14 protein-coding genes are annotated in these 14,117 nt (G+C 45.3%); 9 read left to right on the plus strand and 5 right to left on the minus strand.

Annotated features, from left to right (window positions below):
• Nucleotides 1-3: 3 nt before the first annotated feature.
• The 3 genes from QQ041_RS01055 to QQ041_RS01065 all read left to right on the plus strand — a co-directional run bounded on the left by QQ041_RS01055 (nt 4) and on the right by QQ041_RS01065 (nt 3,297).
• Entirely contained in the window at nt 4-1,359 is a 1,356-nt protein-coding gene (locus QQ041_RS01055) for a replication-associated recombination protein A (protein WP_279626287.1), read from the plus strand.
• A 142-nt stretch (nt 1,360-1,501) separates the two neighbouring features.
• Nucleotides 1,502-2,809, plus strand: coding sequence for a serine--tRNA ligase (gene serS / locus QQ041_RS01060; protein ID WP_048658298.1), 1,308 nt, complete (start codon nt 1,502-1,504; stop codon nt 2,807-2,809).
• A gap of 221 nt (nt 2,810-3,030) precedes the next feature.
• Nucleotides 3,031-3,297: a DksA/TraR family C4-type zinc finger protein gene (locus QQ041_RS01065; protein WP_285952918.1), complete on the plus strand. Its 267-nt coding sequence runs from the start codon at nt 3,031-3,033 to the stop codon at nt 3,295-3,297.
• 105 nt (nt 3,298-3,402) lie between these two features.
• Here QQ041_RS01065 and bioA read toward each other — a convergent pair whose 3' ends face one another.
• On the minus strand, nt 3,403-4,680 hold the full coding sequence (bioA, locus tag QQ041_RS01070; RefSeq protein WP_285952919.1) for an adenosylmethionine--8-amino-7-oxononanoate transaminase: 1,278 nt from the start codon (nt 4,678-4,680) through the stop codon (nt 3,403-3,405).
• A gap of 158 nt (nt 4,681-4,838) precedes the next feature.
• On the opposite strand from bioA, the gene bioB reads away from it, so the two are divergent.
• Genes bioB through bioD form a run of 4 tightly spaced genes read left to right on the plus strand, consistent with a single transcriptional unit; the run spans nt 4,839 to nt 8,573 of the window.
• On the plus strand, nt 4,839-5,891 hold the full coding sequence (gene bioB / locus QQ041_RS01075; protein ID WP_016792500.1) for a biotin synthase BioB: 1,053 nt from the start codon (nt 4,839-4,841) through the stop codon (nt 5,889-5,891).
• Nucleotides 5,878-7,089: an 8-amino-7-oxononanoate synthase gene (bioF, locus tag QQ041_RS01080; protein ID WP_285952971.1), complete on the plus strand. Its 1,212-nt coding sequence runs from the start codon at nt 5,878-5,880 to the stop codon at nt 7,087-7,089. Before bioB ends, bioF begins: the two co-directional genes overlap by 14 nt.
• Nucleotides 7,090-7,893 carry a malonyl-ACP O-methyltransferase BioC gene (bioC, locus tag QQ041_RS01085; RefSeq protein WP_285952920.1) on the plus strand — a complete coding sequence of 268 codons (804 nt, stop codon included), beginning with the start codon at nt 7,090-7,092 and terminating at the stop codon, nt 7,891-7,893.
• Nucleotides 7,890-8,573, plus strand: coding sequence for a dethiobiotin synthase (bioD, locus tag QQ041_RS01090; protein WP_285952921.1), 684 nt, complete (start codon nt 7,890-7,892; stop codon nt 8,571-8,573). The genes bioC and bioD overlap by 4 nt, the downstream gene beginning before the upstream one ends.
• An 83-nt stretch (nt 8,574-8,656) precedes the next feature.
• On the opposite strand, the gene QQ041_RS01095 is transcribed toward bioD, so the two are convergent.
• Nucleotides 8,657-8,824 (minus strand): hypothetical protein, encoded by a 168-nt coding sequence (locus QQ041_RS01095; RefSeq protein ID WP_285952922.1) that lies wholly within the window; start codon nt 8,822-8,824, stop codon nt 8,657-8,659.
• 277 nt (nt 8,825-9,101) lie between these two features.
• On the opposite strand from QQ041_RS01095, the gene htpX reads away from it, so the two are divergent.
• Nucleotides 9,102-9,965, plus strand: a complete 864-nt coding sequence (gene htpX, locus QQ041_RS01100; protein WP_060982833.1) for a protease HtpX — start codon at nt 9,102-9,104, stop codon at nt 9,963-9,965.
• A gap of 266 nt (nt 9,966-10,231) precedes the next feature.
• Here htpX and purB read toward each other — a convergent pair whose 3' ends face one another.
• From purB to mnmA, 3 genes are all read right to left on the minus strand, one after another.
• The gene (gene purB / locus QQ041_RS01105) at nt 10,232-11,602 is read right to left on the minus strand and encodes an adenylosuccinate lyase (protein WP_019822492.1); all 1,371 of its coding nucleotides are present in this window, start codon (nt 11,600-11,602) and stop codon (nt 10,232-10,234) included.
• 143 nt (nt 11,603-11,745) lie between these two features.
• Nucleotides 11,746-12,363 carry a high frequency lysogenization protein HflD gene (hflD, locus tag QQ041_RS01110; protein WP_009848813.1) on the minus strand — a complete coding sequence of 206 codons (618 nt, stop codon included), beginning with the start codon at nt 12,361-12,363 and terminating at the stop codon, nt 11,746-11,748.
• A gap of 43 nt (nt 12,364-12,406) precedes the next feature.
• The gene (gene mnmA, locus QQ041_RS01115) at nt 12,407-13,543 is read right to left on the minus strand and encodes a tRNA 2-thiouridine(34) synthase MnmA (protein ID WP_048609389.1); all 1,137 of its coding nucleotides are present in this window, start codon (nt 13,541-13,543) and stop codon (nt 12,407-12,409) included.
• A gap of 204 nt (nt 13,544-13,747) precedes the next feature.
• Between mnmA and QQ041_RS01120 the strand changes: the two genes are divergently transcribed.
• Nucleotides 13,748-14,017: a hypothetical protein gene (locus QQ041_RS01120; RefSeq protein WP_010439986.1), complete on the plus strand. Its 270-nt coding sequence runs from the start codon at nt 13,748-13,750 to the stop codon at nt 14,015-14,017.
• The last annotated feature ends 100 nt before the right edge of the window (nt 14,018-14,117 follow it).

The raw sequence follows: 14,117 nt of genomic DNA on the forward strand, positions 1-14,117 counted from the left end.
AGATTGCAATTGAGTAATTACAGCTTAGATTTTGCGGGGGACGAAGATTTTCGTCCCCTTGCTGCTCGTATGAGACCGGAAACTGTCGAGCAGTACATCGGTCAGCAGCATATATTAGGCCCAGGTAAACCACTTCGCAGAGCATTGGAAGCGGGCCATATCCACTCGATGATTTTGTGGGGGCCTCCGGGCACCGGTAAAACGACGTTAGCCGAAGTAGCAGCAAACTATGCGAATGCAGAAGTTGAACGCGTATCGGCGGTAACTTCGGGCGTAAAAGACATTCGTATTGCGATTGAAAAAGCGCGCGAGAACAAGCAAGCAGGGCGCAGAACCATCCTGTTTGTGGACGAAGTCCATCGCTTTAACAAAAGTCAGCAGGATGCTTTTCTGCCTCATATCGAAGATGGTACCGTGACCTTTATTGGTGCGACGACAGAAAACCCTTCTTTTGAATTGAACAATGCTTTGTTGTCACGTGCGCGTGTCTACAAACTGACTTCTCTCAATACCGAGGATATTTCCCTCGTTATCCGCCAAGCGATTGAAGATAAGCAACGCGGGTTAGGTGATGTGCCTGCTGATTTTGCTGATAATGTTTTAGATCGCCTTGCAGAACTGGTTAACGGCGACGCGCGTATGTCGCTTAACTATCTTGAACTGCTGTATGACATGGCAGAAGACAACGATAAAGGCGAGAAAGCGATAACCTTGCAGTTGCTGGCTGAAGTGGCCGGTGAGAAGGTCGCTCGTTTTGATAATAAAGGCGACATTTGGTACGACCTAATATCTGCAGTTCATAAGTCAATTCGTGGTTCAAACCCTGATGCCGCTTTATATTGGTCGGCACGCATGATTGCGGCAGGTTGCGATCCTCTGTATATCGTTAGACGCTTGCTGGCGATTGCTTCTGAAGATATTGGCAATGCTGACCCTCGCGCAATGCAAGTCGCGATGTCGGCTTGGGATTGTTTTACACGTATTGGCCCTGCTGAAGGGGAGCGTGCGATTGCACAGGCGGTTGTTTATCTCGCGTGTGCACCAAAGAGTAACGCCGTTTATACAGCTTGGAAGCAAGCGTTAACAGACGCGCACAATCTGCCTGAGTATGAAGTCCCTCATCATTTGCGGAATGCACCCACAACTTTGATGAAGGACATGGGCTACGGGCAAGAATACCGTTATGCTCATGACGAACCTGGAGCCTACGCGGCTGGCGAAAAGTATCTGCCTCCTGAAATGGGAGAGAAGCAATACTATTTCCCAACAAAACGAGGCTTAGAGACCAAAATTGGCGAGAAGCTAGATTATCTGGCGGATTTGGACGCAAAAAGCCCACAAAAACGCTATGAAAAGTAGTCTTTTTTGGATATCGTTACCTAGTCATAAAAATTCAATTAAATCGTTAAAAGTTGGTCGAAATAGCACCAGTTTTAGAGGTTTAGCAGTGATTCAGTAGCAAACTACTGAATATTCAAATAACTAAAGCATAGGATTAGCAATGCTGGATTCTAAATTACTTCGAGCTGAGCTGGATGAAACAGCGGCAAAATTAGCACGTCGAGGCTTCACCCTTGATGTAGAGACAATTCGTGAACTTGAAGAAAAACGTAAGTCCCTTCAGATGAAAACTGAAGAGCTACAAGCGTTACGTAACTCTCGATCGAAGTCCATTGGTCAAGCGAAAGCAAAAGGCGACCATGAAGAAGCTGAGCGTATCCTTGCAGAAGTAGGCAACTTAGGCGCAGAACTAGACCAAGCTAAAGTAGCATTGGCTGATCTTCAATCTGAGCTAGAAACGATCACAATGTCTATTCCTAACCTACCTGATGCAGAAGTGCCAGATGGTAAAGATGAAGACGACAACGTAGAAGTTTCTCGTTGGGGTCAACCTAAGGCTTACGACTTTGAAGTGAAAGATCATGTAGATCTTGGCGAAATGTCTGGCGGTCTTGATTTTGCTAGCGCAGTTAAAATCTCTGGTTCTCGTTTCATCGTGATGAAAGGCAAGTTTGCGCGTCTACACCGTGCTATTGCTCAGTTCATGTTGGACCTTCACACAGATGAGCACGGCTACACAGAAATGTACGTACCGTACCTAGTGAACCACGATAGCCTTTACGGTACTGGTCAACTTCCTAAGTTCGGCGAAGACTTGTTCCACACAAGCCCGCTAACTGAGCAAGTAAGTGATGTGCCTCTTAAGACGCTATCGCTTATCCCTACTGCGGAAGTTCCGGTAACGAACATGGTTCGTGACACAATTACTGATGAAGCTGAACTGCCACTTAAGATGACGGCTCACACGCCGTGTTTCCGTTCTGAAGCGGGTTCTTACGGTCGTGACACTCGTGGTCTTATCCGTATGCACCAATTCGACAAAGTTGAATTAGTACAAATCACTAAGCCAGAAGACTCAATGGCAGCGCTTGAAGAGCTAACTGGTCACGCTGAGAAAGTACTTCAACTTCTAGAGCTTCCTTACCGTAAAGTGATTCTATGTACAGGTGACATGGGCTTCGGTTCTGCGAAAACTTACGACTTAGAAGTATGGGTTCCAGCACAAGAGACTTACCGTGAAATCTCTTCTTGTTCAAACATGTGGGATTTCCAAGCACGTCGTATGCAAGCTCGTTTCCGTCGTAAAGGCGAGAAGAAACCTGAACTTGTACACACACTAAACGGTTCTGGTCTTGCTGTTGGTCGTACTATGGTTGCTATTCTTGAGAACAACCAAGAAGCTGATGGCCGTATTGCTATCCCAGCAGTGCTTCAGCCATACATGGGCGGCGTAACGCACATCGGTTAATTAGACTGATTAAGCATCAGATTGCTCATAAAACCCAGCCAGCAGGCTGGGTTTTTTATTGCCTATAGAATAGTGCGGTGGCGAGAAATAAATAACTTTTGTTACCTGTGCGTAATAGTGTTTTATTAATTTTGATAATTATTACAATCCTTGAATGTGGCTATAATATGCTCTTACCGCGGTAGGTATAGATTTTCTCGTTCAAATACTGAGGAGGGCTTATGGCCGTAGGATGGGCTGGTGACGATAGTGTCAGCCAGCAAATTCAAAATACCATAGATGATGAGATCTCTCGAGTAAGAGGTAACATTCAAGGCGGAGAAAGCTTGCGTTATTGCGATGAATGCGGTGATGAGATACCAGAACAAAGACGTCTTGCGATTAAAGGCGTACGTTTCTGTATTGAATGCCAATCAATGTTAGAGCATGCAGCACATCGACATTCATTGTTTAACAGTCGAGCAAGTAAAGATAGCCAATTACGTTAAATTGTTAACTATCACCGAAAATATACTAAGGCCTTACTTTCACGTAAGGCCTTTTAATTTATGAGATTCACTAACAAAGGAAGATAAGAGTAAACTCCGTTAGTTTTACTTAAAGCAGTTATTATCCTGTAATACACTTTCAATGGCTGAAACAAGCTGCTCGATATGTTCTGGCTTACTAATAAAGGGAGGCATCATATAAATCAATTTACCAAATGGGCGAATCCAAACACCTTGCTCAACAAAATGAGCTTGAATGGTTTCCATATCGACAGGTGTGTGTGTTTCAACAACGCCAATCGCTCCTAGCCAGCGTACGTCTTTAACCAGATCATGCTCTCGCAAAGGTGGCAGTAATTCAGAGAAGAGTTGTTCGATCTGTTGAGTCTGATTTTGCCAATGGCCTTGCTCTATGATCGATAAACTTGCTGCGCCGACGGCGCAAGCCAATGGGTTACCCATAAAGGTGGGACCGTGCATAAAACAGCCCGCTTCACCACCACATACCGTATCAGCGACTTCTTTGCTCGCTAGCGTTGCTGAAAGGGTCATGTAGCCGCCAGTCAGCGCTTTACCCAAGCATAGAATGTCCGGTTGAACATCGGCATGCTCACAAGCGAACAGTTTCCCAGTGCGACCAAATCCAGTTGCAATCTCATCCAAAATCAACAATACGTTGAATTCATCACACAGCAATCGAACCTGTTTTAGGAACTCAGGGTGGTAGATGCGCATACCGCCAGCTCCTTGAACAATTGGCTCTAGGATCACGGCAGCGATTTCTTCATGGTGTACGGTCAACTTTTCGCGAAAGCTATCAATGTCTTTGGCGTCCCACTCATCCCAAAAGCCAGTTTTTGGTGAATCAGCGAAAATGTGTTCCGGCAGAAAGCCTTTGTAGAGGCTGTGCATTGAATTATCTGGGTCGGTCACTGACATCGCCGCAAAAGTATCACCGTGGTAGCCATCTCTGAGTGTCAGGAATTTCGAACGAGGTTGCCCCTTGGCATGCCAGTATTGAAGCGCCATTTTAAGGCTTACTTCTACCGCGACTGAACCTGAATCAGCCAAGAATACATGTTCAAGATTACTTGGTGCTAGATTCAAAAGCTTTTTACACAAATCGATAGCGGGCTGATGGGTGATACCACCAAACATAACGTGTGAAACTTTATCAATTTGACTGTGAGCCGCAGCGTTTAGTTCTGGGTGGTTGTAGCCGTGAATGGTTGACCACCAAGATGACATGCCATCAATAATTCGTTTTCCGCCTTCTAATTCTAGGTAAACACCGTCTGCATTTGTGACCGGGTAGCAGGTCAGAGGTGTCAACGTTGATGTGTAGGGATGCCAGATATGCTGGCGATCAAAGGCGAGATCCATAGTAATTTCCATTCCTGATGTGATTAAAAAATAACCAAATGTAAACTTTTGATATTATCAATGTGTTGACAGTCTAAAGCTTGTCGGTAGACTAGCCAAGCATAAATGCAATCTCTAGTGATGGAGATGCAACATCAAATAATAAAAAGGATCGACACGTGGAAGTTCGTCATGACTGGACAGTTGCTGAAGTAACAGCGCTGCTTGAAAAACCGTTTATGGATTTAATGTTTGAAGCTCAAGTGGTTCATAGACAGTACCAAGAGCACAACCACGTGCAGGTGAGTACGCTGTTATCGATAAAGACTGGTGCTTGCCCTGAAGATTGTAAGTACTGTCCTCAAAGTGCTCACTACCGAACGGATGTCGACAAAGAACGCTTAATGGAAGTTGAGCGTGTTTTGGATGCGGCGCAAAAAGCCAAAAATGCGGGCTCAACTCGTTTCTGTATGGGCGCTGCATGGAAAAACCCGAAAGAACGCGATATGCCTCACCTAACTGACATGATCAAAGGTGTGAAGGGCATGGGCCTAGAAACTTGTATGACACTAGGTATGTTAACGCCTGATCAAGCAGGTGAGCTTGCAGACGCAGGTTTGGACTACTACAACCATAACCTTGATACGTCGCCAGAATTCTACGGTAGTATTATTACCACTCGTACTTACCAAGATCGTTTAGATACGCTATCTCACGTACGTGATGCCGGGATGAAGATCTGTTCTGGTGGCATCATCGGTATGGGCGAAAGTACTAATGACCGTGCAGGCTTGCTGGTAGAGCTAGCGAACCTTCCTGTACACCCTGAAAGTGTGCCAATCAACATGCTCGTAAAAGTGAAAGGCACACCGATGGAAAACGTCGATGATGTTGAATCTTTTGACTTCATTAAGTTGATTGCGATTGCTCGTATCATGATGCCAATGTCTGCGGTTCGCTTATCTGCCGGTCGTGAAAACATGAATGAACAGATGCAGGCGATGTGTTTTATGGCTGGCGCGAACTCTATTTTCTACGGCTGTAAGCTACTGACTACGCCAAATCCAGATGAAGACACGGACATGCAGTTATTTAAGAAGTTAGGGATCAACAGCCAACAAGTGGCTCAGAAGCCTGATGAAATTCAAGAAAACGAACTGTTAGATCAAGTGGTGGAGCGCGTTGCTGCTCGTCCAACGAAAGATGACATGTTCTACGATGCCACTGTTTAAATCTCGTATCAAAAGAGCTCTTGCTCATCACCGTGAGCAAGGGTTAACTCGCCAACTTAAGGTGTTAGAAAACAGTAATGGTCCTTTGCTTACTAGCGAAGGTTCTAGCTTCATTAATTTTTCGAGTAATGATTACCTAGGCTTGGCGAGTGATCCTGAATTGGTGGAGGCGTGGCAAGCGGGACTTTCTCAGTATGGTGCTGGTAGTGCGGCATCGCCATTGGTCACGGGTTTTAGTCCTGCTCATCGAAATTTAGAAGCTCAACTTTGTGAATGGTTGGGTTTTGAACGTGCCATTCTCTTTAGTTCTGGTTTCAGTGCGAACCAAGCCTTGTTGTTTTCTCTGCTCGAAAAAGACGACTCTCTGCTGCAAGACAAACTTAACCACGCCTCTTTGATGGAAGCGGGGATGCTTTGTCCTGCAACAATGAAACGTTTTAAGCACAACGATACGCAGCACCTAGAATCGTTATTAGGTCGGTCTCCACAATCATTAGTCGTCACTGAAGGCGTATTCAGCATGGATGGTGACCAAGCACCTCTTGAACATCTCTCTAGCCTGACTAATCAATACGACAGTTGGCTGGTGGTTGATGATGCTCATGGTATCGGGGTATTGGGTGATAAAGGGGCTGGGAGCTGCAGCGCGGCACAAATAACGCCCGATATTCTAGTCGTCACTTTTGGCAAAGCATTTGGTCTATCTGGTGCTGCAGTTTTGTGTTCGTCAGAAGCCGGTGACTACTTGACTCAGTTTGCTCGTCATCACGTTTACTCTACGGCAATGCCACCCTCACAAGCGGTGGCTTTGTCTCGTGCCTGTCAGATGATTCAAAATCAAGAGTGGCGCCGAGAAAAGCTGGCGGAGTTAGGGTCTCTCTATGCAGAGCAAATGAGCGGCTTGAAAGGTTTTGTGGATACTCAGACGCCGATCAAGCCGTTTTTAATCGGCGAAGCCCAGTCTGCACTATCTATTGCTGAAGAGTTAAAGAAAAACCAAGTTTGGGTGACCGCAATAAGGCCGCCAACCGTTCCTGCTGGAACCGCTCGATTACGAATCACGTTAACGGCTAAACATAGCCAAAAACAGATTCTCCAGTTAACCAGGTCGTTGCATCAAGCCATTGAACGAAACATCGACTCAGGCGTTAAATCGGGTATCCATCCAAGCTTTGAATCAACTAAAGAGGCTCAGTAAATGTCACAAGAAGCAATAGTGGATAATTACGTCGGCCAAGACAAAAGTGCGATTGCCGAAGCCTTTGGTAAAGCAGCAACAACCTATGACAAACACGCTGAATTCCAGCGCGATGTCGGCCACAGACTGCTGGATAAGTTACCCAGCGATCTGTCAGGCTTTAAGGTGCTCGATTTAGGCTGTGGCACTGGCTATTTCTCCGAACAGATGGTGAAACGAGGCGCTGAAGTGGTTTGCGCTGATCTTTCTGTTGGAATGTTAGAAACCGCAGAGAAGCGTTGTGGTGCATCTGTCTCTTTATATCAACAAGCCGATGCTGAACAATTACCGTTTGAAGATGGGTGTTTTGACATCGTTTTCTCTAGCCTTGCGTTGCAATGGTGTGATGATTTATCGTCGCCTTTGAAAGAGATGAAGCGTGTTACAACGGCTGGTGGACGTGTGATTTTCTCAACTTTGCTTGATGGGTCACTGTTTGAACTGGAAAAGTCATGGTCCAAAATTGACGCACATCAACACGTTAACCATTTTATTACAATCAATCAGGTAAAAATTGCGTTAGCGCAATCTAGCTGTACTGCTCATCAACTAGACTTGCCCACCATCACCGTTTGGTACGACACTGCGTTTGAACTGATGCGCGACCTTAAAGGTATCGGCGCTAATCACGTAAGTGGTCGCTCACAAGGTTTAACAAGCCGCCGTATGTTGCAGCTTGTTGAACGGGAATATCGAGAGTTCAAAAACCATCAAGGTTTCTTACCAGCAACATATCAAGTTTGTTTAGGGGTTATTCAATTATGATTGATGCATTATTCATTGCAGGTACGGATACCGAAGTGGGAAAAACTGTGGTTTCAAAAGCGATTCTTCAAGCTTTGGCCGCACAAGATTTATCAACAATTGGCTACAAGCCAGTTGCTGCAGGGTGTGAGCAATACCCTGAAGGGTTACGTAACAGTGATGCATTACATCTTCAAGAAGCGGCGACACAAGACATTGCTTACGAAGACGTTAACCCGTACGCACTGTTACTACCATCATCACCTCACATCGCGGCAAAGCATGACGGTGTCGTGGTTGATGAAGCGGTATTATCAGCGAAGCTAGAAGAGCATAAGCAAAACTCTGACATCGTTTTAGTTGAAGGTGCTGGTGGTTGGCGTGTGCCAGTTTCAGATGACGAATACTTGTCTAGCTGGGTTAAGAAAGAGCAGCTTCCTGTGGTGCTGACTGTAGGTATTAAGCTTGGCTGTTTGAGCCATGCTCTGTTAACCGCAGAAGCGATTCGTGCTGACGGACTAAACTTAGTTGGTTGGGTAGCAAACCGCATTAATCCAGGCACTGAGCACTACGCTGATATTATTGCGATGCTTGAAGACAAACTAGGTGCGCCAAAGCTAGGTGAGATCCCTTACGTACCAAAAGCTAAGTCTAAGAACATTGGTAAGTACATCGATGTTCAACCATTGCTAGCACTGTAATTGGTTATTAGGGCATAGAACAAGAAAAGGGCTGCGATTGCAGCCCTTTTGCTATTTAAGCCTTTATAGAGTCAAGCGAGGGATTAGTGCTCTTTAGTGAGTCTCATTAGTGCTTGCTGTGTCTCTGTGATGTTTGCTTGCGCTGCTTCTGGCGTAAGAATACCGATCTGCTTTTTCGCTTCTTCTTCAGTAATCCCTAGGTGACAGCACAGTAAATCGATAGCCATTTGAGTGTTAGTACCTTCAACCATGATCGTTCCCTTTTTGTACATGGACTAGCCAATAAATCATCTGAAGTCACTGTAAACGGATTGTTATATCGACACCATACGACTTAGGTCTAATAGACCGTGATTAACTCAGCTATAGTCTCGTAATCAAATGTTGCAATTTAATGCTTAACCTTGTTTTCTTAATCTAAGACTATATGTATAAGTAAGTATAAGTCTTCAAGGTTGGAATCTATTGCTGTCTGCCTTGTCTATAACAATAAGTTTTATAAAAACAGCTTTCATGCGGAGATAAGTAATGAAGCGAGTAATGTTGTTCCTTGCAACCAACCTAGCGGTTGTATTGGTACTAAGTGTTGTTCTTAATATTGTATACGCAGTCACAGGTATGCAACCCGGTAGCCTATCAGGCTTATTGGTGATGGCTGCGGTATTTGGTTTTGGCGGCTCATTCATTTCATTAATGATGTCGAAGAAAATGGCGCTACGCTCTGTAGGCGGCATGGTCATTGAAAGCCCACGTAACGAAACAGAACATTGGTTGATGGAGACGGTAAGCCGTCAATCTCAACAAGTTGGTATTGGTATGCCAACAGTGGCGATCTACGACTCGCCAGATATCAACGCATTTGCTACAGGTGCTAAGCGTGACGATTCATTGGTCGCAGTATCAACGGGCCTGCTACACAACATGACGCGTGACGAAGCTGAAGCGGTATTAGCTCACGAAGTTAGCCACATTGCGAATGGTGATATGGTGACAATGACTCTAATGCAGGGTGTTGTGAACACGTTCGTTATCTTCCTATCTCGTTTCATTGCGAATATTGTTGCGTCGAATGACAATGAAGAAGAGGGTGGCAGCAACATGATGGTGTACTTCGGTGTGTCTATGGTGTTGGAACTGGTATTTGGTTTCCTAGCGAGCTTCATTACGATGTGGTACAGCCGCCATCGTGAGTTTCATGCCGATGCAGGTGCTGCGCACTTGGTAGGTAAAGAGAAGATGATTGCAGCGCTAGAGCGTCTAAAAGTGAGCCACGAGCCACAATTAGAAGGTTCTATGATGGCGTTTGGTATCAACGGTAAGAAGTCTCTTACAGAGCTTCTAATGAGCCATCCGCCGCTAGATAAACGTATTGCGTCTCTACGTAACATGTAATTTCTAACACAAGCTGCTATCGTTAAGCGGCAATATGTATTCTAAAGGCTTCCTTCGGGAGGCCTTTTTTGTACTTGCTGCTTAAGAAAAGGAACGGGTGTTTGTTTAATACGACTTACAGTACTTGAATGGGAGAGGCTAGTTGGATATGCCAGGTTTGATTGACGGCTGTTGCTTTACTTAGGGCACTGCTGTTCGAGATATTTGTTCTACGCAACAAAAAGGCTTCCACATGGGAAGCCTTTGTCTATTCGTTTGTTCGAATCTTACAGTTTGTCAGTCAGCTCGATTGCTTGACCAATGTAGTTCGCTGGTGTCATCTCTTTCAGGCGAACTTTCTCGTCTGCAGGGATTTCAAGACCGTCGATGAATGCACGCATGCCTTCGCCATCTACACGCTTACCGCGAGTTAGCTCTTTTAGCTTCTCGTATGGCTTCTCGATGCCGTAGCGACGCATCACTGTTTGTACTGGTTCAGCTAGTACTTCCCAGTTCTTGTCTAGTTCAGCAAGTAGCGCTTCACGGTTAACTTCTAGCTTGCTAATACCTTTCAGAGTTGAAGTGTATGCAATGATTGCGTAGCCAACACCAACACCTAGGTTACGAAGAACCGTAGAGTCAGTTAGGTCACGTTGCCAGCGAGAAACCGGAAGCTTTTGTGCAAGGTGGCTAAATACTGCGTTAGCTAGGCCAAGGTTGCCTTCAGAGTTTTCGAAGTCAATTGGGTTTACTTTATGCGGCATTGTAGAAGAACCGATTTCGCCAGCAATAGTCTTCTGCTTGAAGTGACCAAGAGCGATGTAGCCCCAAACGTCACGGTCGAAGTCTAGAAGAATTGTATTGAAACGAGCAACAGCGTCGAATAGCTCAGCAATGTAATCATGAGGTTCGATTTGAGTTGTGTACGGGTTCCAAGTTACGCCAAGAGATTCAGTGATGAACTCTTCGCTGAATTGGTGCCATTCAACTTCAGGGTATGCAGAAAGGTGAGCGTTGTAGTTACCTACAGCGCCGTTGATTTTCGCTAGGATCTCAACGCTTTCGATTTGCTTGAATTGACGTTCCATACGGTACGCAACGTTCGCCATCTCTTTACCCATAGTCGAAGGAGAAGCTGGCTGACCGTGTGTACGAGAAAGAAGAGGAATATCACGGTACTCGTTCGCAAGTGCTTTGATAGCATCGATTACGTTACGAATTTCTGGAAGAATCACTGTGTCACGAGCTTCTTTAAGCATAAGCGCGTGAGAGGTGTTGTTGATGTCTTCAGAAGTACATGCAAAGTGAATGAATTCGTTAACTGCGTGAAGCTCAGGAACGCCCGCAACTTTCTCTTTCAAGAAGTACTCAACCGCTTTTACGTCGTGGTTTGTCGTGCGCTCGATCTCTTTGATACGCAGAGCGTCTTCTTCGCTGAAGTTAGCGGCTAGTTCATCAAGAAACTGGTTAGCTTCTGCACTGAACGCTGGTACTTCTTTGATTGCATCAGTTGCTGCAAGCTTTTGTAACCAACGAATTTCAACGATAGAGCGGTACTTTAGTAGTCCAAACTCACTAAAGATGCTGCGTAATGCAATAGTCTTACTTCCGTAACGGCCGTCTACTGGTGAAACAGCAGTCAATGCTGACAGTTCCATGGTGTTCTCCTGAATTGAGTTTTCTAAATTTTGAGAGGTTTATACCAGTAACAATCTCAATTGTCACGCACATTGCGCAATCGTTTGCGTGAGAGTTGTGTTGGTACAAAAAACAAGCTCGCGACGAGGCGCGAGCTAATAAATTACATTCGAGCTAGCAGGATTTGAGCCTGCTCGATCATCTTCTTGCGACCGAAGATAAGGTGGCGGCGTTTACCACCAACCTGGCGCCAAAGAACAGCGCTTCGAATTCCTGACAGAAGGAGTGCACGAACTTTGTGCTGGCTCGATGTCTGTTGAAGTACCGCTGGTGTGCCAGATACCTGAATACGTGGACCAATAGGGCTCACAACATCAAGGTAGATGCTCGCTAGGTTGCTGATCATTTGCTCGTCAAACAGATCAAAGTGTTCAGTTTGGCGTTCTGCAGTTTGAATGCGATCGCCAAGCTGAGACATTGAGTCGTTACGAGAAGATAGCTTACGCTCAAGAGCCATCAAGCTGATGATGTAGCGAGTAATATCGCTACCAGCTGGAGTACTATCGATACCTTTTACTAAGCACTCAAGACCTAGCTTTAGGTTCGCTTCACGTCCAAATACGCCCACAGTGTTCGCCGGGTTGGTATTTAAAATAGCACTGAGTGAAGCTTCGAAGGCATCTTTATCACAATGGCCGTCTTTCGCTACTTGTTGAACCAAAGCCACAGCTTGGCAAATTCCGGCGAAAGCAATCGTACGGTCATAAAGTGTATTAGCCACGTAGTAACTCCTAGTTGTCTTCTATCGTTTGTTGTTCGTTCGATTAGATGCGCTTTTCGATGATACCGCCACCAAGACAAACGTCGTCTAGGTAGAACACTGCCGATTGACCTGGGGTCACAGCAATCTGTGGTTCATCAAAAATAACCTTAATGTTCTCATCATCAATTGGGATGATTGTACAAGGAATATCGGTTTGACGGTAACGTGTTTTTACCGTGCATGTCATAACTTCAGTAATTGGAGTGCGATTTACCCAGTGAAGCTGAGACGCGATCAAACCTTCTGATTTTAGAAGAGGGTGGTCTTTACCTTGTACTGCGATCAGAACATTACGCTTGAGATCTTTTTCACCAACAAACCATGGCTCTTCGTTACCGCCGCCACCTTTAGTGCCGCCAATATGAAGGCCTTTACGCTGACCTAGCGTGTGGTACATCAAACCTTGGTGTTGACCAATAACTTGGCCTTCAGGTGTTTCGATGTTACCCGGTTGTGCTGGTAGGTATTTGCCTAGGAACTCAGTGAACTTACGCTCGCCGATAAAGCAGATGCCTGTTGAATCTTTCTTCTTCGCTGTGATCAAGTCTTGCTCTTCAGCAATACGTCGCACTTCTGGCTTCTCTAATTCACCGACAGGGAATAGGCTGCGTGCCACTTGATCTGAGCTTAGCGTGTATAGGAAATAGCTTTGGTCTTTGTTGCTGTCTAGACCGCGTAGCATTTCTGGTTTTACGCCAGCGTCTAGCTCTTCTTGAGTTGGGAAAGTACGACGAACGTAGTGACCCATCGCAATGTAGTCTGCGTCTAGCACTTCATCCGCAAACTCTAAGAATGCTTTGAATTTGATTTCTTTGTTACAAAGGATATCTGGGTTAGGCGTACGGCCTGCTTTGTACTCTTCAAGGAAGTATTCGAATACATTATCCCAGTACTCTGCTGCAAAGTTGATAGTGTGAAGGTGGATACCTAGTTTGTCACATACCGCTTGAGCATCAGCAAGGTCTTCAGCTGCCGTGCAGTATTCTTCGTTATCGTCTTCTTCCCAGTTTTTCATGAAAAGGCCTTCTACCTGATAGCCTTGTTGCTGAAGAAGATACGCCGATACTGACGAATCTACACCGCCGGACATACCGACAATTACTTTCTTTTCGCTGTTTCCAGAGCTGATATCTGACATGTCTAAACACCGTTACTATTACTTGGTCGCAGATTCTAACAGAAAGAGAAACGCCGTGACAGATCCGAGACCGGAATCACAGTTTCATTTGCACAAATAGTGCGCTGACTTTGTTAGAGAATCGCATGAGAGCGAGGTGAGTCGCTAGGATGTCAGAAGTATATGTGGCATAGTCGCTCGAAATCCAAGACCTGAGATAAAAAAATGTCTGAACAAAATGAATTTATGCAAGAAGAAGAGCTGATTGAGATTATCGAGAACCAGCTTGAAGATGGCGAGCCAGTGAAAGTGAAAGAGACGTTGATGCGTTTAATGATGACTGGTACTCCTCGTGAAGAGGCAATTGCGGCTATGGCATGTGCATTGGCAATTGAAGTATTTGACGTTATGAAAAACGGCGCGGAGTTTAATCAGAAACGTTACGCAGAGCATTTGGGCATGCTGCCTGATTTAAGCTTTATGGAAGGCGAATAAAAAAAACCTTCAGCAAACGTTTGCTATAGTTTGAAAGATTGCCGCGTTAAATATAGCGCGGTAGAATCCGCCACCTATTTCCCCTTGACTTAGACTAGCC

The organism is Vibrio sp. TMPB1044, from assembly GCF_030442075.1.
Lineage (GTDB): Bacteria > Pseudomonadota > Gammaproteobacteria > Enterobacterales > Vibrionaceae > Vibrio > Vibrio satsumensis.